Source organism: Methanosarcina spelaei (genome assembly GCF_002287235.1).
Lineage (GTDB): Archaea > Halobacteriota > Methanosarcinia > Methanosarcinales > Methanosarcinaceae > Methanosarcina > Methanosarcina spelaei.
This window is the reverse complement of record NZ_LMVP01000057.1, coordinates 22,986-47,673: the sequence shown is the minus strand read 5'-3', so window position 1 is coordinate 47,673 and position 24,688 is coordinate 22,986. Positions and strand designations below refer to the sequence as shown.

At 37.3% G+C, this 24,688-nt stretch carries 16 protein-coding genes; 6 read left to right on the top strand and 10 right to left on the bottom strand.

The features are described 5' to 3' along the window. Positions 1-387: 387 nt before the first annotated feature. Entirely contained in the window at positions 388-1,929 is a 1,542-nt protein-coding gene (locus ASJ81_RS04615; protein WP_245859793.1) for a right-handed parallel beta-helix repeat-containing protein, read from the top strand. Between the two features lie 539 nt (positions 1,930-2,468). On the opposite strand, the gene ASJ81_RS04610 is transcribed toward ASJ81_RS04615, so the two are convergent. Then, positions 2,469-4,070, bottom strand: a complete 1,602-nt coding sequence (locus ASJ81_RS04610; protein ID WP_245859791.1) for a glycosyltransferase family 2 protein — start codon at positions 4,068-4,070, stop codon at positions 2,469-2,471. A gap of 937 nt (positions 4,071-5,007) precedes the next feature. On the opposite strand from ASJ81_RS04610, the gene ASJ81_RS04605 reads away from it, so the two are divergent. The 3 genes from ASJ81_RS04605 (at position 5,008) to ASJ81_RS04595 (ending at position 9,128) form a co-directional block, all read left to right on the top strand. After that, positions 5,008-5,595, top strand: a complete 588-nt coding sequence (locus ASJ81_RS04605; protein ID WP_212556026.1) for a hypothetical protein — start codon at positions 5,008-5,010, stop codon at positions 5,593-5,595. A 38-nt stretch (positions 5,596-5,633) separates the two neighbouring features. Continuing rightward, positions 5,634-7,580, top strand: coding sequence for a hypothetical protein (locus ASJ81_RS04600; protein ID WP_095643458.1), 1,947 nt, complete (start codon positions 5,634-5,636; stop codon positions 7,578-7,580). A 75-nt stretch (positions 7,581-7,655) separates the two neighbouring features. Further along, complete coding sequence (locus tag ASJ81_RS04595; RefSeq protein WP_095643463.1) at positions 7,656-9,128, top strand: lipopolysaccharide biosynthesis protein; 1,473 nt, start codon at positions 7,656-7,658, stop codon at positions 9,126-9,128. 178 nt (positions 9,129-9,306) lie between these two features. Here ASJ81_RS04595 and ASJ81_RS04590 read toward each other — a convergent pair whose 3' ends face one another. The 6 genes from ASJ81_RS04590 to ASJ81_RS04565 all read right to left on the bottom strand — a co-directional run bounded on the left by ASJ81_RS04590 (position 9,307) and on the right by ASJ81_RS04565 (position 15,538). Then, entirely contained in the window at positions 9,307-10,314 is a 1,008-nt protein-coding gene (locus ASJ81_RS04590) for a GNAT family N-acetyltransferase (protein WP_095643457.1), read from the bottom strand. Between the two features lie 73 nt (positions 10,315-10,387). After that, complete coding sequence (locus ASJ81_RS04585; protein ID WP_095643456.1) at positions 10,388-11,599, bottom strand: glycosyltransferase family 4 protein; 1,212 nt, start codon at positions 11,597-11,599, stop codon at positions 10,388-10,390. Between the two features lie 52 nt (positions 11,600-11,651). Then, positions 11,652-12,548, bottom strand: a complete 897-nt coding sequence (locus tag ASJ81_RS04580; RefSeq protein ID WP_275112528.1) for a glycosyltransferase — start codon at positions 12,546-12,548, stop codon at positions 11,652-11,654. 19 nt (positions 12,549-12,567) lie between these two features. Next, entirely contained in the window at positions 12,568-13,617 is a 1,050-nt protein-coding gene (locus tag ASJ81_RS04575) for a polysaccharide deacetylase family protein (protein WP_095643454.1), read from the bottom strand. Then, complete coding sequence (locus ASJ81_RS04570) at positions 13,601-14,674, bottom strand: DUF354 domain-containing protein (protein WP_095643453.1); 1,074 nt, start codon at positions 14,672-14,674, stop codon at positions 13,601-13,603. Before ASJ81_RS04570 ends, ASJ81_RS04575 begins: the two co-directional genes overlap by 17 nt. A gap of 585 nt (positions 14,675-15,259) precedes the next feature. After that, the gene (locus tag ASJ81_RS04565; protein WP_095643452.1) at positions 15,260-15,538 is read right to left on the bottom strand and encodes a hypothetical protein; all 279 of its coding nucleotides are present in this window, start codon (positions 15,536-15,538) and stop codon (positions 15,260-15,262) included. A gap of 230 nt (positions 15,539-15,768) precedes the next feature. Here ASJ81_RS04565 and ASJ81_RS04560 point away from each other — a divergent pair, with 230 nt between their 5' ends. Then, the gene (locus tag ASJ81_RS04560) at positions 15,769-17,052 is read left to right on the top strand and encodes a UDP-glucose dehydrogenase family protein (RefSeq protein WP_095643451.1); all 1,284 of its coding nucleotides are present in this window, start codon (positions 15,769-15,771) and stop codon (positions 17,050-17,052) included. Positions 17,053-17,124: 72 nt separating this feature from the next. Here ASJ81_RS04560 and galU read toward each other — a convergent pair whose 3' ends face one another. Next, positions 17,125-18,021: a UTP--glucose-1-phosphate uridylyltransferase GalU gene (galU, locus tag ASJ81_RS04555; RefSeq protein WP_095643450.1), complete on the bottom strand. Its 897-nt coding sequence runs from the start codon at positions 18,019-18,021 to the stop codon at positions 17,125-17,127. A 200-nt stretch (positions 18,022-18,221) separates the two neighbouring features. On the opposite strand from galU, the gene ASJ81_RS04550 reads away from it, so the two are divergent. Further along, positions 18,222-19,181, top strand: coding sequence for an NAD-dependent epimerase/dehydratase family protein (locus tag ASJ81_RS04550; protein WP_095643449.1), 960 nt, complete (start codon positions 18,222-18,224; stop codon positions 19,179-19,181). 59 nt (positions 19,182-19,240) lie between these two features. On the opposite strand, the gene ASJ81_RS04545 is transcribed toward ASJ81_RS04550, so the two are convergent. Next, positions 19,241-20,707: a flippase gene (locus tag ASJ81_RS04545; RefSeq protein ID WP_095643448.1), complete on the bottom strand. Its 1,467-nt coding sequence runs from the start codon at positions 20,705-20,707 to the stop codon at positions 19,241-19,243. A gap of 780 nt (positions 20,708-21,487) precedes the next feature. Beyond that, positions 21,488-24,442 (bottom strand): disaggregatase related repeat-containing protein, encoded by a 2,955-nt coding sequence (locus tag ASJ81_RS04540; RefSeq protein ID WP_245859789.1) that lies wholly within the window; start codon positions 24,440-24,442, stop codon positions 21,488-21,490. Between the last annotated feature and the right edge of the window lie 246 nt (positions 24,443-24,688).

Genomic DNA, 24,688 nt, shown 5'->3' with positions numbered 1-24,688 from the left:
CTCCAAATGGAAAGGGCAGCATTAAAGCAATTCATGACATAACTTCTTGTCGCACGACATAAAAGTGCTTTTTAGAGTAAAAGTGCGTCTTATAAGAACTACTTATATAGTTAGTTTTACTTCAACACGAGATGAAAAATTACCAAGCAAATTTTTAGGTTCAATAACTTAGTACTAAATAAACTTAAAAATCCGGATTTCCCGTAGTGGCTTAAATTAATTTTTAAAGCTTAAAATCCTTCTAGAATTAAAACCCCTCTAGAATTATATTCATGGAATTCAAGTATCTGGAAGAATGTAAATATTTTCAAGGGAATTTACGCAGCCCTGAAAAGATAACTTTTTTTAATCTTGAAGAATTATAGTTTAATGTATTGGGGATTTGAAATGAGTGGAAAAAGGCTAATGTATAAACAGGGAAACCGAAAAAAGTTACTGTTTCTTTGTATAATTTTTATAGTTCTAATTGCGAGTATAATCTTCATCTTATCAAAGCCGTCCAATACAACAATTTATGTTGCTACCAATGGAAGTGGAGATTTTAACTGTGATGGACGTGACGACCAGATAGAGATAAACAAAGCTCTTGCATATGTTGCAGAAAATCCAAAATTCACAACCGTCCATCTGGAAGGCCCCAATACCTACGTCATTTCGGACAGTATCTACATTGGTAATGAAACTATTCTAGAAGGAGATTCAACAGCTGTAATTAAACTTGAAGATAAAGCGGATTGGCCTCTAGAAAAACCTATGATTACGCAAATGGATAGTGCCGGAAATCATGATATTAATATAAAGGGATTTGAGATTGACGGAAATCACGACAAAAATAATGGAAAAAGTAGAGGGAAAGGTTATCATAATCTGATCTATTTCCTTAACTGCGAGAACATACAGGTTCACAGTGTGTATATGCATGACAGTCACGGAGATGGGCTTAAAGTCGTAAAATGTTCAGGTGTTAAGTTTTACAATAATAGGGCATATAAGTTAGGGCATGATGTTCTCTACGTTATTTATTCTTCTAATATAGAGGCCTGGAATAATAAAATAACGTGTAGAACGAATAGTGGTTTGAGGATTTACAATACAAACCATGTAAAATTCTATAACAATAAGATTGACTCAAAAGGAGAAGGTGGAGCAGGGATTGAAATCCAGAAAATTGGCCAGTCAACTGCAATGAATGATATTGAAATCTACAATAACCTGCTATATGAGACGAACGCAGCAGGTATATGGATTACAGGTTATGGGCAAAGGTATTCAAAAGATTCTGCAAAAGATATACTGATTCATCATAATAAATTTTACAAAACCGGAACTAACAAAGGCGCAAACTGGGCAGGAGGCATAGTGCTCAATGGTTTCCAAAATACAGTGATAGAAAATAATAAATTCGACGGATGCTATGGTGCTGCTATTGCCCATAAACAGGTTAATGACGAGTTTTCAGCTCCAGGTTCAGGCTACACAACTGTCGTGAGAAATAACATAATAATTAACACACAGTCTAGTCGTGCAGCTGGTGAAGGATATGCTATATACAACCAGCTAAAAAATACACATTCCTTTATCCTGGAAAACAACTGCCTTTCAGGCAACGTCGGTGGAAATTATATGGGTGCAAATTCCACCTCAGACGTTAAAGCTGACTCCGAACTTGCTGCAAAGTTGAACACCAATGGGTCTTTGGATAAGGATTATTTTCCCTGGAACGAAGCTATGTGTGCTGGACTACAGATGTCTTATGAAATAAACGAAAGTGTAGTCCAGACCGAACAGGAAGAAGGCTTTGCGACGAGTTTTAAAAGAGTTTTTTCGGAGTTTATAAGAACCCTGAAAAGATTATTTTTGAGCCTTTCGATACAATCTGAGAAAGTTGATAACCTTAAAATTGCTTTACCCTTAATTGCTTCTGATTAATGACCCCTGGAAAAATTCTGGAGGAGACTGGTATGATAAAGAAAAGCCCAAATTCACTGTAAGTATACATGAATGTCAATAAAATTAGTCTGGAAATCTGACTTATAAGAAGATGGTAATATTTAGATATAAACAGAAAATTATTTGATTTTTGATGCTACTCTTCTGACATTTGTGAATTAAACCGGATTATATTTAGTGTTTAGGCTTATAGACCTCAATTGAGGGTTCTTGTATATCCGAGATGTATCGCTGTTAGAGCTCTTCTGCCTAATTTAACACAAACTTATAAGGAAAAATTGACTTTGCTTCTATCCTTGCAAACTTACGGACTATAGACCATATAGTAGTATTCTATTATTCTTATTTTATTATTCTTGCTCTGAGGGGTTACCTAGACTGAGTAAAGGGATAGTAAATAGAAAAGTTAGGATAAAAAACTAGAAGTTAAAAATGGATTCAGAGAGTAACGGATAAAAGAGATAGGATTTAAAATAAAAAATTCAAAATAAAAATGTGGAAGAATAATCTTCCGAGTCTTAACGAGCAAGTCCCACTCTTTCATTCCTTTTCTTCTCGACCTGCATATCGAAAAGCATTCCGAAAAGAAGCATCTGAAGACCCGTACCCAGTACAAGGAAACAAAGCAGAGGGTAGTAGGAAGGAAGAAAATTTTGTAACAAAATCTGCAAAAAGCCCCACAGTCCTAAAAGAACACCAGCAGGCAAGGCAACCATTCCAAGGAAATAAAATAGTACAAGTGGGTGGAAATCAAGTACTGTATATTTGACCCTCAGCCTCCATAAAAAGCCTCTAAAGATCATGGGAGCTACTTTGCGAATAAACTTGCCGTAGTGAATCTTTGATCTCTCTCTACCGTACCGAGCAGGCATTACTACGTCCATTACTCTCATTCCAAAGGCATTAAGCTTGATCAACAGATCGTTACAATAACCATAATAAGGGTAAACTGAATCCAGATCAATAACCTCGAGGGCCTGCCTGGAAATAGCTGTATATCCATTCTGAGGATCCATAACCTGCCAGTAACCACTACCTATTTTTGTGATAAAGCTAAGTAGAAGATTTCCAAAAGATCTCCATTTGCTCATCCCGGTCATAAAATCGTCAGTAAGTAATCTATTGCCTTTTGTATAATCAGCTCTTCCCTCAATGATTGGAAAAATCAACCTGGGAAGCTGGGCAGGATCCATTTGATTGTCTCCGGCCATAACCGCAATGATGTCCATCTCATCTTTTAGGGCAAGTTTATACCCGTCAATTATTCCTGCACCTACTCCTTTGTTTACTTCATGGCGCAGATAAACGATTCTAGAATCTCCGAACTTTTTTACGATTTCACCTGTTCGAACTATACTACCGTCATCGATCACGTAAATTCGGTCCACATATTCAGGGATACCGCTTAGAGTCTCGCCTATAAGTAGTTCTTCATTATAAGCAGGCACGACAACTCCTATACGGGTGCTCTCAAGCTTCCTGAATATAGGGTCTACATCAAAACTAAGGTAGTTGACATTAAGACCTTCAGTTTTTGCTGCAGAAAGCAAGGATTTTAAAGTTAAATGGTCTCTGCCTGAACTGATCTTCTGCAGTGAGTCTGCAGTTATTGCAAGGAAGCCTATTTTTTCTTTAAAAGTACTTTTCCCATTAAAGAGCATTACCGTTTCTTGCTCACAGGAAATACGGCAGGGCCACGAACCCACTGATAAGTCAAATCCATGTCTTAAAGGCTCAAGGACATGAGAAAGCAAATCTATATCCTGCATGCATTCCGGATAGATAAGAACCGCAAGTTCAGAATCAAGAGATGCCTTGTAGAGAACATCAAGTAATGCCTCCTCCCCACCGGAGATAAGAACAACTCGTGCCCCTCCCAAAGCAGCTACTTCCATAGTTCGATCGGTAGAACCTTCATCAAGAACAAGTACACGATCCGCGTAACTTGCCGCAATCAAGACTTTGCTTCCAATGGAAGTTTCCTCGTTGTGAGCTGGAATTAAAATAGTAAATTCATGCCTGATCAACCTATCAGAAAGTTGAGATGGCGAAGATACTATGCTCATAGGATCAGAGATTAGAGAATTAAGACCAAGTGTAAGGGCTGAAAACAAACCCAATCCACCCCCCTATACATACGCATATGCTATAACCCCCTTTATCTGTATAAGTGGAAAAATATTAAAGACTATCATACTAAAAATTATTAGATTAGGATATATATAAGGTTAACATCTGATAAAAATAGTTTCGTAAAAATATAAATACGGAAAAAATTTTCTTACAAAAAATCTGTATGAATAAAATAAAAAAACTAATTGACTGGCAAGATCTCCTTATTTCGTGAAAAAGGAGGCTTGAAGAGCTAGTAAACAAAGAAAAAAAATCAAAGAATAATCTAATACGAAAGAGCAAAGTTTACCACTTGATTAAGTGTTCAAATAGGCACTAACATACTCTTTTAATGCAATATTACAAGTTTAGCAAGAGTTTGACTAGTATATTGAGAAGGTTAGTGTCATATAGTATAGCAGGAGTTTGATATTGTACCTGCAAATTATAAATTTCCAATCTCGGATAAGCCGGAACTTGACGAACGACTTTCCAGATGACAGCTACAATCAGTACCAAGGTCAGGAAATACTTAATGACTCAAAATATCAACAGGCAAGTAGGTAAAATATTATAATAGTGATTAAACACCGAAAAAAGAATTTTAATCTGATACTAAAACCTACATTTCAATAATATTTAGTTATATAATGAAAAGACATTATAAAATGGTCGAAACTGTAATGAAACTGTAATATTTCTGTTTATTAAAAAGGCTTGGAGTATTTCTCCTATCCTGTTGTTACTTTCGCAGAGCAAAAAAATCAACATTTCTCATTTTTGTTTGAAATATATAAAGTCTGTGAAAAAGTGGGTTCGGAGTTTCAGTAGATACGGGTTAACATGATAAGCCATATAGATATTCCTGAATGAGAAAGAAAAGTCGTAACTGAACCAAATATTTAATAAAGATGGAGGTCCAAAAAGTATAATTAAGGGGATACTTTGATCAAAAAAATGAAACAAAATAAAGAAATGTGGGATCTGTTTACTAAAAGAGAAGAGTACGACCCTGTACTTTTAGAGAAGTACGGAAGCTTTTCCTATTACATGAACAGTCAAAAAAACATTTTTGAATCTGAAGTCCCGAGCTTTTTAATAAAAAATGGCGTGAATTCCGAATGTCCCAAAGAAAAGAAATTTGTTGCATGCCTGACTTATGACATTGATTTTGTATGTCCCGGAACGCTGAGTACTGCAGCCAGAACTTTAAAAGCTCTCAAAAAGGGGCAGTTTCTACGGACCTCTACCCTTTTATTTTCAAGAATAAACAAAATCAGGAGCCTTATATGGAGTTTCAGGCAAATTATGGAATTGGAAGGTAATTACGGAGTAAAATCCACTTTTTATTTTCTGACCCTTGGTTCGGGTAACGAAGACCATACATTCAACGTTGAAGAACTGGAAGGAGAACTTTGTCATATTTCGGATCAAGGATTCTTGACTTCAATCAGGCATGGAAGCTTAAGGAAAAGCTCATTGATACAGTTGAGTGCTATAGACTCTTACTTATGTTTCTTTGGCACAATTTAGATTAGAAAAACTATAAAGTTATTGTGTTGTGGGGTTGTATGGAAACTGCAAAAGGATACGCGGAGAGATTCACAACTAATCTTGATGTGATTCTCAGCGTAATGGGATTCGGTTTAGGGCTATTAATTGTTTCCTTGTACTATATCATCAACCTAAACCAGGAAGATATTGGAATTACCGTTCTTTCCGCCTGTTTGATCTACTTTGTATTTAGAAATAAATTTAAGAGTGAGGCCGCAATCTCTTCTCAAGAAAACAGGTTTAAAAGTATACTGGGTATCTCGTTTTATCTCATTTTTCTGGCATGTATTTTTATATATAGTACGAATCTGTACTACAGACCCATATCTTCCTTTATATTGATATGTATCCTTGCAGCCGTTATCGCCTCCCAGATTCTTTATGTTAGAGAAGGGGACGGAGTGACCTCCTTACTATTGCAGATATTCCTGCTATCAATTCTTATAAGAGTTGGAATTTTTTATAATTTTCCAAGTCTAATGGGCTATGATGCTTATTTCCATGCTAATATGGCACGGGTAGTTACTGATACCGGGTTTGTTGCTCCGATTGAAACGAGCGGTAAGTACTTTTACTACCCGCTTTTTCATATTTTTATCTCAATTATTCAGATAATAGGCGAAACCGATATCAAAGACGCAATATTTTATTCCATAGGATTTGCCAGCGTTTTCAGTACAGTAGGTGTTTACCTTGTAGGAAAGAAACTTGAAGGTGTTCAGATGGGATTGCTTGCGACTTTACTAATAAACTTAAACAATCATAATATCGTTGCAGGAATTACAAATATAACTCCTGGTTCTCTTGTTCTTTGCTACTTTATATTCATTGTATACGCGATCTTTAGCGAGAAACAGAGTTTGAGATATACAGCAGTTATCCTGTTAATTACTATTCTAATGGTTCTGACTCATCAGTTGACAACTTTTGTAGTATTTCTTTCTTTAGTCACAATTTGCGTAGGTAAATATCTGCATAATCGTGTATATAAGAGTCTTTTCACGAAAGCAAATAGTTTTAATTATATTCTTTTTTTTATAGTTAGTTTACAAACATACTGGATGTTCACATATGTTAATACAGATACTTCGTTTCTTGAAATGGTTCTCAGCCCTCTTATGGATGTCCTTCAAAGCGGGTCAAGCTACTCAAGTAATGAACTTATTGTAGGTTCCGTATCTAATCAGGAAACACTGGAAACACTTCTACTTCATATAAGTTACCTTGCCCTACCTTTTTTCGCAATAGGAGGGGTATTAGTATGGTTTTCTCGCGAAGATGTCAAAAAAATCAATAAATTTTCTATTGCCTTAGTTGTTATAATCCTGTATGGTCTTGCTTATGGAATTCCTTTATTGGGGATGAGGAATTTCCTTACAAGCCGATGGTTCCCATTGATAGCAGTGTTCCTGGTACTGGTATCTGCCTCATATATGTTGAAGTTAGTAAGTCTTTTTAACTCAAAAAAAGCAAAGATCCTCATAATGTTCACAATAATTCTTCTATTTTCGTTTGTAATGGTTACAACACCAGGCATAAATAAAGACAACCCACTTGTGGCAAAGGACACGACCGTAAGAAACCAGTTCAAAAGTATTGAAATAGAAGCTATTAAAACAGTAACCGCGAAGTACTCCGGAAATATCTTTATGGATTCTCCATATGATAGTTGTCTTTTTTACAGAGACAGAGGATATGATTCCAGTAACGCAACATATTTTAATATTCAGCATATACAAACTGGAGAGATTGATGGTAATCCGGTTGTTTTGCTGAGAAAATCAACTATTAAAGAACCTATCTCTATTAATGACCCTGAACGTTATGGAGTAAATATTATCCAGACATTGCCAGAGGGATTTTTCAACAGATTCAAAGCACATGATTACGCCCGAGTATATGATAACGAAGAGGTATTTGCTTACACAAAGGAAGAAAAAAGACCGGAAACTAAGAGACCATGATAATCTCCGTTTACTTATTGCGAGATGAAAAAAAGCCCATCTGTTGGGACTTACGTTTTAAAGTTGGAAGTAATTATGTCAAACTTTATCGGTAATGTGTTAAAACTTGTATCAGGGAGTGTTGCTGCACAGATTCTGGGTATACTTCTTGTACCAATAGTCACTAGAATTTATAGCCCTGACGATATGGGAGTCTTTCAGCTTTTTGTAGCAATATCAGGTATACTGGTAATTTTCTCTACTTTTTCATACCAGTTTGCTATTATGTTGCCAAAATCCGAAGAGGATTCTGTAAATGTATTTTTCCTTTCCTCAATTTTAGTTACTTTTATATCTTTACTCGTAGCCGTAGCAGTAATAATCTTTCCAGAAGACATTGAGCATATTATTGAGTATATATTTCATACTAAGGGATCCTCAAAATACTTAATCTATCTTCCTGCAATAGTATTTTTTAATGGCCTTTTTTTCGTGCAGAATTACTGGCTTTCAAGAAAACTACGTTTTGGAGTTGTTGCAGGATCTAGAGTGTTAAATGCTTTATCGACCAAAGTGCTTCAGTTAATTCCTTTCTGGACCGCATCACCTTTGGGTCTAATTGCAGGTTATACTCTGGGATATGGACTTGCAGACCTGGCTATGCTCAAAGGCGTAAGAGAGGACTTAAAGGTCTTCAGGACAGTGTCAGTAAAAAAAATGAAAGAGATGGCTATTGAATATAAAAATTTTCCTTTATTTAGTTCATGGTCTACACTTTCAAACACAATTTCTCCGCAGGTGCCTACTTTCTTGCTTGCATATTTTTACAGCACAAGCGTTGTCGGATATTTCTCACTTGCGAATCAGGTAGTAAATATGCCCATGGGACTTGTCGGGACAGCTATACAACAGGTTTTCTTCCAGAAAATTAGTGAGATGAAAAATGGGAACTCAAGTGGCGATATGAAAACTATCGTAAGCGAAGTTTACAAAAAGCTAATTTTAATAGGAATATTCCCTATGATACTCCTATTAATCCTGGGAGAAGAAATATTTACATTTGCTTTCGGAAAAAACTGGTATATAGCAGGCACTTATGTAAAAATCCTTGTGCCGTTTATATTTCTTGTTTTCCTTGCCTTACCCATTTCAACCCTCTACAGTGTATTTGAAAAGCAAAAAGTCTGGTTTACTTACAGCACGGCTCTTTTACTCTCAAGGTTCGTAGCACTTGCCATAGGAGGAGTTTACGCAAAAAGTGCTGAGTTTTCCCTTTGCTTGTTTAGCTTCACAGGAGTTATATTCGCTCTCTGGAATAATGCATACTTACTTAATCTTGTAGGGATCAGTAAAAAGGAAAGCCTTGAAATCCTCACTAAATACACAGTGATTGGAGTAGTTATCTCAATCCCATTGATTCTACTAGAAACACTTTCTGCGAATTTTTATCTCATTATGCTTGCAGCTATCATCATAACCCCTATCTATTATGGGATAGCTCTTCATGACGATCCTACGTTTAAGAGGATATTTTCAGCCTTTCTCGTGAATATAAAAAATAGAACCTGAAAGGGTTTAATTTCCTTTTTAGAAAAAACTTACTGAAAGTTGATCTCTGAGGAAATCAGTTTATAGAAGAAAAGTAGAGTTTCAGTCAGAATAAACAAGGGAAAAACCATTAGAAAAATAATGAAAAAATAATTTCGGGATATTCCCTAATTTTATATCTTTAAAATTTCGATTTTTGTCAGTAAGTTTCTTTGTGAGTAGTTTTATACAGGGTTTTTGCAATTGAATATTTTTTGCTCTCTAGAGTCACACTATAATAGGGAATTAACTCAGGAGAAAAGCCCATAATGAAATCCGCAAACCTGGAAATATTTGCTGCCATTACGTTCATATACTCGAAGTTTCGGGATTTCAGGTCAAGAAATTCGTTATAATACAGAAGAGCGTTCGGACCCAAACGACCAAAGTCCGGGTTCAAGGCTGAGGTCCAGGTTATACTACACTTCTTTCCATACAGATTTAAGTGAGCCGCAATAGCTTCGCCCTCAGGAGTCTCTGTGACAAACATATAGCCAATATCTTTTTCCTGAATTAGCTTAAACACTCTTTCAAAGAACCCTCTGGGAAGCGGAGGGGCTAAGTTTTGCTTTTCGTATACCATTGAGAGCAGATGGTAATATGTCTCAGGATCGTTCCATATCCTGGTTTTAAGTCCTGCCTCATTTGCAGTTTTAAGTTCCCTTCGGATCTTTCTTGAAAGATTATTATCTACATCTTCGTTGAGATTCAAATAATGGGTATAGTGTACAGTGGAGTCCCATCCGTACCACGTAAAAGGTCTTACGTCTTTAAAACCTGGAGCAAACGTAAGGTGAATACTATCAAATCCCTGCTTACAAAGAAATTCCCTGAGAGGATTAAGAATATCGTGAACTTCCTGTACCTGTTTACTTGCTTTAGAGCTGGCACTCTCTTTTATAAGAGGCCCGCTGTAACTAGTCATATCACAGGTTGAATTCGCGATTCTAAGAGCCCCCTTAATATTTTTAATAAAAAGAGGACATCCTCCCACAAGCTCACCTTTTCTGAAACAACCATAAATTCTAAGTTCCTTTGCCAGGACGTCCCTGCAAATTCCAAGCCACTCACTTGTATGGAAGAGTGTACCAGGCTGAGCATTTTCTACGAGCAAATCCCATTCATTATATTCAGATGGCGCTAGTTCTCTAACTTCGATTTCGTCCATTTTAAGCCCCGTACAAATAAATAATTATTTTCTGTGATGAGTTATAGGAAAACGTAAGACTGGTTTTAAGCCTTTATTTCTCGGTCTCAAATGCTGATTTGCAGACTTCGTTAACCTTTTTCGCAACGCTATACCAGCTGTAATTTTCAGTAACATAACTTAAACCTTTTGAACCCAATTTCATTCTTAAATCGGGATTTTCAAGAAGCTTTAAGATACCTTCTGCAAGAGCTTTCGGGTTCTCTGGAAGGACAGGAATTCCCCCCCCAGCTTCAAGTACTTCGTATACACCACTGATATTGCTTGCAACTACAGGTTTTCCGCAAGCCATGTATTCATATAACTTCAAAGGAGACAGGCCTATTTTTGCGTTTCTGGCAAATATAAAAGGAGCGGTACAGATATCGCTAGCATTAATGTAGAGAGGCACGCGATCGTAGGCAATCACGCCCGTAAAAATGAACTTGTCCTCAACTTCAAGTTCACGGGAGAGCTTCATAAGATTGTGTTTCATGGCTCCATCTCCGACAATCAGGAAGTGGCATTCCGGAAACGTGGAAAGGATATGTGAAGCTGCCTTTATCAGATATTCGACTCCTTGCCAGGGAGCAAGATTGCCCACAAAGCATACAAAAGGAGTTTTAAGGTCCAGACCAAGTTCTTTTCTGCATGTTTCCTGTTCTAGTGGCTGGAACAGAAAAGTATTTGCACCGTTAGAAACCACGAATATTTTTTCTCCAGGAATTTTATAGCCTTTCTTAAGATTTGATTTTATTCCTGGAGTCACAGCAATGATTCTGTCCGAAAACCCTAGAGCTTTCTTGAGAATAAACAGTTTTAATCTAGCATGTGCAGAAAAATATCGGTTTGAGAAATTGTTTTTCTTTTCTGCATGCGGAAACTCATTTTCTTCAGATTTTTCCCTGAGGAGGTTCTTTTCGTCTTCAGGAATTCCGTTTAATTCATAAACAATTCTTCTGCATCTGCTTTTACAGAATAATCCAGCAAGAAAGCCAAAATTGGGATTGCGGGTATATAGGACATCAAAAGTCTCAGAGCCCAGAAGACGTATAGAAATCTTTAAATAGTTGACAGTAAGTGAAAGGAAATTTCCAGGAGAGACATAATGGCTATGAACATTAGCCAGATTTGAAAAAGAGATCTCACCTACAGTAAAAATATGGACCTCATTGTCAAGCCTGGCAAGATTACTAACAAGCTCATACCTGTGAATAAGTGAGCCATCAGCAAGAGAAAGAGGTCTTACCATATCCAGAAAAAGCATCTTCAAATTATCACCTGTAAGTGAACTGCTCCTTCTAGAAGTTTGCTAATATTCACTGCTCTCTCTCCTTTATGTCTCTTGAATTTGAGCTAACATTTTTCGAGATTCTGGATAACAGTCCCCCAGGCCCCTGGTTTTTGTAATAAGCCCTTACTTCAGGATCCTGAATTTTTTTCTCCCTTCTAATTGCCGAGCTAAAATATCCCCAAAAATAAGCGATACCTGTATAGTAAGGAGATTTCACGGAAAGACGAAATACATTTAAGAGGGCCATGAAAAAGTTTTTACCAAGGTAATAAGCCATCCAGCCGTTTTTGAGGTATCCGTTCCATAGGCCGTTGGCTGCACTCGTTTTACGCTTTTGGATCTGGATTACCTCAGTATACTGCATGAGGCGCCAGCCTCGCAAAAGAGCTTTTATATTAGAAATCGAATCTGGAGACGGTTCAACCTGATAACCGCCAGTTTCGAGGAAGCACTCTTTCTTCCAGATTCTTCCTGTACCTCGAGGAAGATTTTTTGCAGTTGCTTCCAGGGAAAGTTTTCCATCAGTATCATAATATATTCCCCCACTTACAATTCCCAGAGAACTGTCTTTTTTAAGCTCAGCCAGAAGTTTTCCAAAATAATTTTTTTCGAGAACTGTATCAGCATCCAGGAGGCCTATATACTCGAACTCGATATTATTTTTCTTAGAATATTCAAGCGCATAGTCAAAACCCTGTTTGCAAACATAACTGTAATGAAAAGTAATATCTCTTGGCCTTGGAGGCAATCTTATGCTCTGGATCCAGGAACATTTTGACTGCAGGTCTTCAAGGATACGTGATGTTCCATCCGTACTTCCGTCATCGACTATAATCCATAACTCAGGTTTTAATTCCTGCCCTATTACAGCTTTTGAAACTTCCGGAAGATTTTGTTCTTCGTTCTTTGCAGGAGTAACCAGCAGATACTTTCCTTTTAATTCAGTTTCGATCTGCCCACCACCTGAAAATTTCTTCTCCGCTTGTCATCCAGGCTCCTTTGTCGAAGCAGTACTGAAGCACCTTCTCGTACAACTTTACCCAATCGTTTCGGAAACTGCAACCAAATACGAAATTATGCCATAGCAGTGTAATAACACCGTTGAAGCTTGCTGTAGTATCAATCAGATTTTTTGTGTGCTCCCAGGCTTCCTCGAAAGAGTTTGAAGTAGCAAAAAGAGCAACGTCCATAACGACAAGTGGAATTTCGAGAATATCTATTTCTTTTCCTGTGTCAAGGTTATATGGACTGAAAGGATGGCACATTCCGTTCCTGAAGCCCGCACAATCATAGTACCCGAAAGTGGAGTCATAATTAAAACCGGCATCTGTAAGTATTTCCCAGGAATCTGGAGTTTTGAACCTTAGGTAATGATTACGAAAACCTATTACTTTTTTACCCAGAACGGCTTCAAGTCTTTGTTTTTCTTTTTTTATTTTTTCAGGACTGTCGTATGAATAGTAACCTCCGTGAAGACCAACCTCCCCTCCTCTGTCTAAAATTTCTCCCAAATGATGTTCTATGTCTTCAATATCATACCTGAATCTTATTGGATCGACTTCTGAAGTAATGAAATAAAAAGAGGACTTTGCTTCAAAACTGGCTTCAATGTCCATAATTTTAGAAAAATTGAGGTAAGGAGAGTAGTCTATTCCCCTCAGTTTCCACAGTAACTGATTTGCAGAATCCTTAAAATTTAACTGTTTAAAACTGTAAGCTGATGACAACAAGCTATGGGAAAGAGGTGGGTAAATATCATCTACATCGTGAGTCAAACAAACAGCAAATGTTTGATTTTCAGGGAATTCAACCTGCATCCCATTTTCTATAAGATATCTGGATACCTCAGGTTCAGAAGCGTTTTGGAGATATTTTTCAGAGAAAAGAAAACGCTGGTGTTTATCCAGCTTTTCAGGATAATACTCTTCTTTTCGGGTGAAAAGATCCCATAAATCCTGATTTTTCTTCAGTAATTCATACATAAGACTCATCCGAAACCGAAGATAAAGAAAGTCCAGATTTTTTTTCAGGAAGACTTTCTATGAGTTTGACCACGAACTCTGTAACATTGATTTTATCCCTGAGAAGAGCAGCTCTTTTCAGGCTCCAGGTTTTCTTAAGTTCCGAATCTTTGAAAAGTTCTGTAATTTTTGTAAGGGCAGATTGCGAATCACTGTAGTTAAAAAGTAAACCGTATTTCTTCTCGAGTTCAGAAAAGTTCCCCATCGTTCCTGCAAGAGTGGAGATATAAATTGATGGAGTTCCCAGAATTGCACTCTCAACAGCCATCGTTGCTCCTTCACCTACATATAGAGTGGCATAATAGAGCAAGTGGTGAATTTTTTCTGGGGAGACCCAGATTCTATACTTCTCAAACTCTGTTTCCAGGGGTCCTTCTGAAGTTATGAACACTTTTCCAAATTTTTCGGCTTCCTGAATAAGTGCTACTTTATTTTTGATTCCATGTTGGCCTACATCATGGTGCGCACCCCATGAAACGAAGCGAAGGATTGTAAAAGGCTCCCCCTCTTCTACCCCAATGTCTTTCAGAATTTCAGGACGAGGAGTAAAATAAGATGGGTGAAGATAAGCCAGTTCATGATATCCACAATACCTTATCTGTTTTCGTCCTTCATTTTTTAGATAGCATGAAGGAGTACAGATTATGTCACAGAAGGGATAGGTTAACTTCTGCGCCAATACTGCGTGTTCGGTGTCGTTAAAAATTATGGATCTTTTTCGCTGTATCCAGGCTACTTGAGCTATAGCTGGAGAAAGGATACCTATAAAAATATCAGGATCAAAATGTTGGGTAATTTTAAAAGTTTTAAACTCTCTTATAAACCATTCTTCAAGTAAATTGATCTTTCCTGGTTTTACTTTACTCAAAACAGTATGTTGAATTCCGTAAGCGTTCAAGAGCTCTATTACTACATCCTTGTCTCGCGAGACTACCATTACTTGATGCCCTTTTTTCTCAAGACTCCATATAGTGTTTTTAAAAAAATGAACATGGGCTGGATGCCCTATATCGACAAGAACTCTCAACTTTTCACTCCCCAATTAATACTTTTTATAATATATAATACACCGAAAGAAAGTCTGTCTGTTCGAGTAGTCTTTTGAAATTGAGAGGTCGGAAACTAACCCCCAACCTGATTTGAAAGTATATGAGACAAATTAATATCAACAAATCAGAAAATTTTCCTGCTTTATTCTCTCTTACTTTAACAAATGTGTTCAGTCAAATCCTGGTTTTCACCCAACCCCAATTTCAAACTGTTCTATCAGATAGAACTCCCCGCCTCGTTCTACCTTAAAAATAATAACTATTCTTCTCCAGCGGCTGAAGATCCCCTTATTAGTGCCCCTATCAAATTCATTTTTTAATTCAGTTAAAGGTATTAACAGACTAAATTATGATTAGAAGATAAATGGCTCAAGGATAAATAATTATGGAAAACATAGTTACTGAACTAAGATAACTAGAACTTTCAGTGTTGAAAAATATAGACAGGATATTCTCAAAAGTAAAAAATAAAAGTTATTTAGCTTTTTTAATTTATACAAAAAAATAGACTTATTAAAAGGAAAAAAAGCACTTTATAAATTTATTTGTAGATTTTAAGAGGATTACTTTGAGAAAATTATCTTGAAGCCTGCAAAGAGAAAACTAGCAATAAAGCATATTACAAGAGGATAAATCCCCATATCCATTGAATCCACAGAAAACTCATCTTCTTCTCTGGAGGCCAGCAACATCTCTTTCATACCCACAAGAGCAATTAGTCCCGCAACCGTTACCCGATAATATACAGGGATTCCAAAATCCGTTGAAAGAAAGCAGATTCCTAAATATGGAAGAGAATTCCCCGCTGTAAACTCTGTACCCAGGCCAAGTATTGAAAACATTATAAAATCCCCAAAATTTCTGTAAGGAATCAACAAACATGTATCAAATCCTAACTATACAAGGTATAACCTTTAAACTATATAAACATGTAAAGAATTATTAGGAGCTTGGCACAGAAAACTATATAAATTGACAATTTCCAGAGTGGAACTGGAAAGAGTTCCTATCAAAAAATAAATAAGAATTGGAATTGATTACTCTCCAATTCTCAATAAAGAGGTTCAAATTTATGAAAATTTCCGTTATAGGGTCAGGATATGTGGGCTCAGTCACCGCCGCATGTTTTGCAGAAGTCGGGCATGAAGTAGTCTGCGTAGATATCGACAAGAAAAAGATGGATCAGATAAATGCAGGCATTTCTCCGATATATGAAGAGGGACTTGAAGAGCTTTTGCAAAAGTATGCAGGAAAAAGTCTCACTGCAACCACTGACTATGAATATGCGATCACGAATACGGACATTTCCTTTATCTGTGTAGGAACTCCTTCCGCAGAAGATGGAAGCATAGACCTTTCAATTGTTCGTGCAGCAACAGCAAGTATAGGGGCAGTACTGGCAAAGAAAGAGGGATACCATGTAGTGGTTGTTAAAAGCACGGTTGTGCCCGAGACAACTGAAAAATTTGTCCTTCCTATTCTTGAAGAAATTTCAGGAAAAATAGCCGGAAAAGATTTTGGAGTTGCAATGAATCCCGAGTTCCTTAGAGAAGGAAAAGCCGTCTACGACTTTATGCATCCTGATAAAATAGTTGTTGGAGCAATTGACAAGAAGTCTGGAGATCTTGTCTCGGAACTTTACCGGACCTTTAAATGTGAGGTCACCCGCACGAGTCTATCAACAGCGGAAATGATTAAATATGCAAATAACTCCCTTCTGGCAACCAAAATATCCTTTGCTAATGAAATTGGCAATATTTGCAAAAGGTTAAATGTTGATACCTACGAGGTTATGGAAGCTGTAGGTAAGGACTCCAGAATATCTCCAAGGTTTTTGAATTCTGGAGCAGGATTTGGAGGGTCCTGTTTTCCAAAAGATGTAAAAGCACTTATAGGGAAGGCAAAAGAAATAGGTTATTCTCCAGATCTTCTAGAATCGGTAATTGCAGTAAACGAAAAACAGCCAATTCTTATGACCGAAATACTCCAGAAAAAAATAGGAAGCCTTGCAGGCAAAAAGATTGCAGTCCTTGGGCTTGCTTTTAAGAACGATACGGATGATATAAGGGAGTCCAGGGCTATCCCTGTCATTGCTGAACTTCTAAGATTAGGAACAGAGATTTCCGCTTACGATCCAATGGCAACCGAGAATATGAAGCGAATCTTTCCAACAATTGAATACTCCGAGAAAGCTAAAGACGCTCTTAAAAGTGCTGATGCTTGCCTTGTAATGACAGAATGGGATGAGTTCAAGCAACTTGACTCTGAATTTGAAGGCATGAAAGAAAAGATAGTAATTGATGGAAGGCGGATAATTAAAGCGAAAAATATTGATTGTGAGGGGCTCTGCTGGTAAAAACCGGCAGAAATTATTTCCTTTTTTTTACACAAATTTATATATTTTAACTTTACTGACCTCTAACTGCCTTTATAAGTCTGATTTGTCTGAAGGTTCCTCTACCGCGACTAGAATTTCTCTTAAGTACTCAAGTACGTTTTCTCTAAGATTTTCATTCTCAAGAGCAAAATCTACTATTGATTTCACGTACCCTAACCTGTCTCCTGTATCGAATCTTTTTCCTTTGAACCTGCATGCGTAGATCATTTGCGACCTGTTAAGAACCCGAATCCCATCGGTTAGCTGGATTTCATTTCCTATCCCTGTTCCGGCTTCTTTAATACAGTCAAATATTTCAGGGGTGAAAACATAGCGACCTATTGCTCCCAGATTGGAGGGAGCATTTTCAGGTGACGGTTTTTCGACAATGTCCTCAAGTACGTAGAGGGAATTATTAAGAGGCTTACCCTTTATAATTCCGTAGCTACTTAATTTTTCATAAGGAACTTCTTCCACTGCGAGTGTGGATCTACCATACTTTTCATAATTTTCAATGAGCTGGGCAGTGCAGGGCTTGTCATTCACAATAATATCGTCCCCGAGAAGCACGGCAAAAGGTTCATTTCCAATATGTTTTTCTGCCCTGAGAACCGCATCTCCGAGCCCATTGGGCTCTTTCTGGCGGATGTAGTGAATATCTACAAGAGAGGAAACGTCCCGGACAAGTTGTAGAAGTTCACTGTTATGTTTTTTCGCAAGATGCATTTCGAGTTCAGGAGAATCGTCGAAATAGTCCTCAATTGCCCGTTTCCCCCTGCCTGTAATAATGATTATATCCTCAATTCCTGAGGCAATAGCTTCCTCTACAACATACTGGATCACAGGTGTGTCAATAATAGGAAGCATCTCTTTTGGCATTGATTTGGTGGCAGGTAGGAAACGGGTCCCAAGGCCAGCCGCTGGAATAAGCGCTTTTTTAACGGTCAAAATAAACTCTCCGATAAAAGAATTCTATGAAACGGTTGTTCATACAGTTGGGTTAAAAATACTTATTAACCAGAGAATCTTTAATTTTCTCCGGTTATTTACTCATCCCATCTATAGGGAAAGAAATAAAAGTATTTTCTGACCACTTTAAGACATAGTAGTAGAGTATTAATCGAAAGAAAGACTGTTTGGTATTTTCCATGGCTGCAAAGAATAAAATACTTGTGACAGGGGGAGCCGGTTTTATAGGAAGCCACCTTGTAGACCGCCTTGTAGAAAAAGGAAGCCAGGTCACTGTTTTTGATAATATGAGTTCAGGAAAAATGGAATTTATAGAAAAACATCTTGAAAACCCGGACTTTACCCTGATAAAAGGAGACCTGCTTAACCAGGAGGCGATAGAGAAGGCCTGTAAAGGTATTGATTTTATTTTTCATGTAGCTGCAAATCCTGATGTCAAGCTTGGAGCCTCCGATACAAGAATTCACCTAAATCAGAATATTATGGCGACCTACAATCTTCTGGAAGCAATGAGGAAAAACAATAATGAAAAAATTGCATTTACTTCCACCTCGACAGTTTATGGGGAAGCGAGCATTATGCCTACTCCAGAAGATTACGGCCCTCTTATTCCTATATCTCTTTATGGTGCCTCAAAACTAGCCTGTGAAGCCTTAGTTACTTCATATTCTCATACTTTCGATATGCAGGCCTGGATATTTCGCTTCGCAAATATTGTAGGCCCACGTAGTACACATGGAATTACGGTTGACTTTGTAAAGAAACTGCGAAAAAACTCTAATTTACTGGAAATCCTGGGCGATGGCAAGCAAGAAAAATCCTACCTCCATGTGTTAGAGTGCATTGACGCAATATTGTTTGTAATTAAGAACAGTAAAGAAAAAGTAAATATATTTAATATCGGCTCCGAGGACACTATCAGTGCCATAGAGATAGGAAAGGCTGTTATAGAAGAGATAGGTCTTTCTAATGTCAAATTTACCTATACCGGAGGGAATAGAGGCTGGAAAGGTGATGTGCCAAGAATGAGATTAGGGATTGAAAAAATGAAAAATTTGGGCTGGAAACCGGTCTATACATCAGAGAGAAGCATTAGAGAAACAGCAAGAGCATTACTTGATAAAAACTTAGTAGAATAACTTATATTCCATTTTTCTTAAACAATTTTTTGTCGACCAGTATGAAAATGAAGGTAAAACTACTGCTTGACCTCGCTTTTGGCTCTGAATAAGTACCTTCGTATTAAAGAAAGTTCGTGGTCGGTGAATCCGCCTATTAAAAACATCATAACCAGATAAATAAGTACACCCATAACTGCAATCTCAAAGAGTTCAAAGATGCTTGAGATAACGAAGTAGGAAACAAAGAGATACATAGTTATTGAGGACAGAACGCTTTTTACAATATCATGGAGATAAAAATCAAGTTTAAAGTGTTTTAAGGAAATATGCATACAAAGCACAGCCATTAAAAAGTAGGAGAATAAGGTTGAAAGTGAAGCTCCAACAATTCCAATGGAAGGTATCAGCAGAAGGTTGATCAATACATTCGAAACTGCTGCAACAATATTGATGTAGGTCGTAGTCTTTGTTTCCTTGATAAGGAGCATTGTATTGACAAATATCTGGAAGATTCCTGCCAGAAGACCGGAAAAAGCAATAATAGGAATTACAAACCAACCCGAAAGAAAATCATCAGTTGTAAGGATCCCAAGCAAAGGTTTCGCAAGAGCTGAGAGCCCGAAAACTGCAGGAATTGAGATAAGAAGGAAATATCTTAGAGAATGAGACATATAAATTCTTACTTCATCCGTTTTATTCTCATCGAATAGCTTTGATAACTCGGGAAGAAGAATGAGCTGAAGAGAGCTTACAAAAAGTTGTATAAGACTGCCAATTGAACAGGCTGCCGAATATACGCCTACGCTTCTAAGACCGAGAAAATAAGTAACCATATATCTGTCACTAGATTCCGTAATCCATCTAATAAGTGAATTGGGAGTTAGCGGTAGAGAAAATTGCAAGTACTCTTTTATGTAAGTAAACCGAGGGATTACGAATCCAATCTGTGATATAATCATCAGAAGAGAAATTAAAAAAATGGAGCCCTGCACAAGTAGAGTAGCCGCAATTACGCCAAGAAGCCCATACCCCATTTTAAGAAGAAAGAGAATAAAAAATAATTTTCCAAACGTTTCAAAAAGGGTTAAGTAAGAAAATATCTGAATCTGTCTGAAAATCCTGAAATAAAAAAGAGATATTGACTCAATTACACTCAGGAGGATTAAAAGGGAACCTGCCTGAATAAAATAAGTTGCATGAGGATCTTTAAAACCGAAGGTAGCAAGGGGCTCAGCAAACATATAGAGTAAAAATGAGGCAAACAGACCGGCTATAGTTACAAAAAAGAGAATGGAATATACTGCTTCCCTTATTATTTTTATTTCTGTTTCAGAGGATAAAAACCTGACAAAACCCATAGAGAGGCCCATCAGTGCAAGAGGAGAGATGAGAGATACCGTGGTATTGATCTGAGCCCAGAGTCCGTAGTCGTATGTTCCAAGGGTTTTTGTGATTATCGGAAGTAAGAAGAAAGTTCCCAGGCTTGTAAGTACCTGAACTGTCCCGATAAAACCAACATCCTTTGCAAACTTTTGATATGACATCATATCACCTTAAAAGAATCCGTTTTAAAGAATTTCAGTGAAAGAAGTCTTGAAAATAGTCTTACAAGAAAGTTTTTCTTACGACTTGACCAGACTAACTATTCTAGCCCGAAATTTAAATCCTTGTGAATGCTGATCATTTGGCTCAAGTTTTGATCTCTCAGTAGAAGTTTTATTTATAACTATATCATAAAAAATTTCATTCATGAAAAATACCTTTAATTTTAATTCAAAAGCTTAGGTATATCGTTATTCATATTTAGTGTTAACTTTAAACTTGTTTAGGCTCATTTTTTTTAATAACAACCAAATTTTAGCTACCCCGAGTAAAAGATTTCTACAAAAGATAAAAGCCTTTGTGTTGAAATAAATTTTGTCAGAAGTTCAAAGAGCATCTGATATGACTTCCTGAAAAATAGATAAATAAATGAAATAAAAGAATTAGGAATGCAACTACCATAAGTTCTGACATATTAGAAAATCGAATTATAAATTTACGCAACGTAGGCCTGGATCCAAAAGAGATCCTGAGCTGGGAATAAAACTTTTACAGAGAAAGATAAATTTGACAAAGAAGAATAATCTTGGGAGCAAAAATAAGTAAGTTAATCCCGATTAGTAAGTCTAGAATCATACTAACTTGCTTAAAATGATTCCTTGGATAATTTTTAAAATTTTATGTTTTTGTAGTAAATCTAAAAGAAAAAGTTCCAAAAACATCCGACAATAGAAGCTTGTTCCTGGGTCGGAAGTGATGGAACTCCTTGAGAATGCAAACTTTTACTTGTACACTAAACTCAGTTTTGGTACCTGACTAGTGTTTCCACAGTCAGCACTATAGAAGGCGATATAGTTACCATTTTCATTGCGAGCTTTTAGAAGAAAACCTGTGTTTTCATACTTGCCATTAACATACTCTTTTACAAGATCGGTTACATTAAGCTCATAGTATCTGTTATCCGGTAAGCTACTGGCTTTTAGAGTTAACGTAGCATATGGAGTACTGCCCTGGAGGACACCGTTTCTGTCATACCAGTCTCCTCCGGCATTATTCCATGCAACATTTGCATTCTTTTTATTCCAGCTCACATAGTCAGGGTTCCAGGAAGCAGGCCTGTAAACCTCGATAACAGTATCATTTGGTCGTGTACTGGAAGGATAATACCAGAAAAGAGAAAGAGTTGCACTATTTACCTCTGTGCTACTGGTATACTCACTTAAGTTAAATGATATAACAGCCCTATACTTTCCAACATCACTTAGTTCTCCCACATCGATAAATGATGTATCAGAATAGACTCCTTCAGGTGAGGTTTCACGCAGACGGTTGTCTTTTGCACCAGTAATAGTTGCATTTACAGTTACCCTTTTCTTAATATTAAGCTTTGGTACCTGGCTTGTATTTCCGCAGTCAGCACTGTAGAAAGCGACATAGTTATCATTTTCATTGCGGGCTTTTAGAAGGAAACCTGTGTTTTCGTACTTACCACTGACATATTCTTTTACGAGATCGGTTACATTGAGCTCGTAGTACCTGTTATCCGGCAAGCTATTGGCTTTTAGAGTTAACGTAGCATATGGAGTACTGCCCTGGAGGACACCGTTTCTGTCATACCAGTCTCCTCCGGCATTATTCCATACAACATTTGCATTCTTTTTATTCCAGCTCACATAGTCAGGGTTCCAGGAAGCAGGCCTGTAAACCTCGATAACAGTATCATTTGGTCGTGTACTGGAAGGATAATACCAGAAAAGAAAAAGAGTTGCACTGCTGATTTCAGTGGAATTGGTGTATTCACTTACGTTAAACCATACAAGGTCTCTGTATCTGCCAACACTGCTTATTCCTCCTACATCAAGAAATGTTTTATCCGAAAAGACATCCTCAGGAGATGCTTCACGTATGCGATTATTGTATATCTCGCCAGAGAGATTCAAAATGACACTTATTTTTGCAACTTCAGAATCATTGAGCTTACCATCACTCACTTTAAAAGATATCGTGTAAACTCCTTCCTGATCATTTACCGGCCTCCAATTAAAAAACCCTGAATTTCCGTCAAAACTTGCACCTGCAGGAAGGCCTGAAGCTGAGTATGTAAGGCTGTCTCCATCCTTATCAGAAGCTTTTACTAGAATACTCAGTTTCTCTCCAGCTTTTACCGTAACCGCAGAAATAGGCTTCATTATAGGAGCATGATTTACCTCAGAAACCCCTGAAAGAGATGCATAGATCGTGTTTCCATATCTTCCTATATTGATTATGTTTCCATTATCTTCAGGCTCATTAGAATAGTTCGAAGATGCATATCCGGCATCAATACAGGGAGAGCTAACTTTGTCCTTAACCCAGGTTTTCCCGTTCCAGTGGCCTGAGACCGACTGAAGATGATAGTCATGGTTTTTCGGATCTGTAAAAAGAGGGTTTACATAGATATCAGTTGTCGATTTGCAGTTTTTATAGTTACCTGCCGAGTTATTGTAAAGGCAGTTATTCTCCAGCACAAAAGAGTGTGTTTTAGGCAGATAATTCATAATTCCATATCCGGTCCCACTCGGAGAATTTGTGCGCAGCCTGGTATTTACAATTATGTTGTTACGGACAATTGTTGTGAATCCATCACCTGCTGGTACATAGGTTGGAGAATAACTATTGATATACATGTTGGCGATTGCAGCGTGATATATTCCGTCAAAAACATTGTTTTCAATGACAGTGTCCTCGAATCCACCTGTTATTATGCCACCTACCCAGGTAATGCTAGGATTAGTGCCAGTGTCATAGAAAATATTGTGATGAATATAGACATTTTTCGCCTTGTCTCTGGTAGCAGAAGAGCTATCATAGTTAAAAAGCCAGATGCCAGGACAATAAGTATTATGGATAGTGTTATTGTAAATCTCTACATCGTCCATAACACCTGCAGACTTTTCGATCTGAATGCCTGGCCCGCCTGCACTCCAGTGGTAGAAAGAATCAATTACATTATCGTGAAATTTTACGTGGTTTGAGTTCCAGATTCTAAGACCACTGTTAGTCCTGCAGGTTATTGTGTTATTCCAGGCCTCTACATTCTGACAATCAATTGCGAACAGACCGTCGTGTCCAAGCTTGTAGATAGTATTGTTATAAAACTTGACGTTTTCTCCATACTTTATCCTCAGCCCGTCTCCATGACCATCGTGCATATACATATTGTATACGGTTACGTTCTTGCAGTAAAGAAAGTAAATCACATTATAATATCCATCACCCTTAGCGAACTCGGTGTTACCGTCATGGTTCACATTAACCTCAAAACCCCTTATTACAATATTATTATTCCCTGAATTGCTCATCTGCTTAATCAAAGGTTTCATTGGAACCCAGCCTGCGTGATCAACCAGTTTGATAACAGCATTTGAATCCCCTTCAAGAATAGTATTACTGCCGATGAGAAGAGTATCATCAATAACATACGTAAAAGGACCTTTAAGGTGGACAGTGGTATATCCGGAGTTATCGGCCACAAACTTAAGGGCCTGGTTTATCTGTACATGATCATCTTTTCCGTCGCAATTAAAATCCCCACTACCGTCACCTGCAACATAAACAGTTGGTACAGGACTCCGGCATAAAGCAGTAGGAACACTTGCAAGAATAAGGCAACCTACCAGGAAAAGGATTCCTAATTCTCGTTTTAATATCGAGATTGCCTGGGATTGATCACAACAGCGCATATTTTTAATTTTCATAGGTAGATATTCATGTGGTGACGTATCAATATCCCCATAAAATTTATTACTATTTGCAAAAAATTTACTTAAATCTGACATTTTATATCTTACATATTAGTTTAGATCTCACAGGTTGGATAGAATTTTTCAAAAAGTATCCACTCTCCGACGTTCAAGGCTATAGAAAAGTTGTGGAGAACTTATTCATGGCAAATGCTACTGAATCCTATAAAATGCAATAAATTAGTGGCTCTGAATAAATTT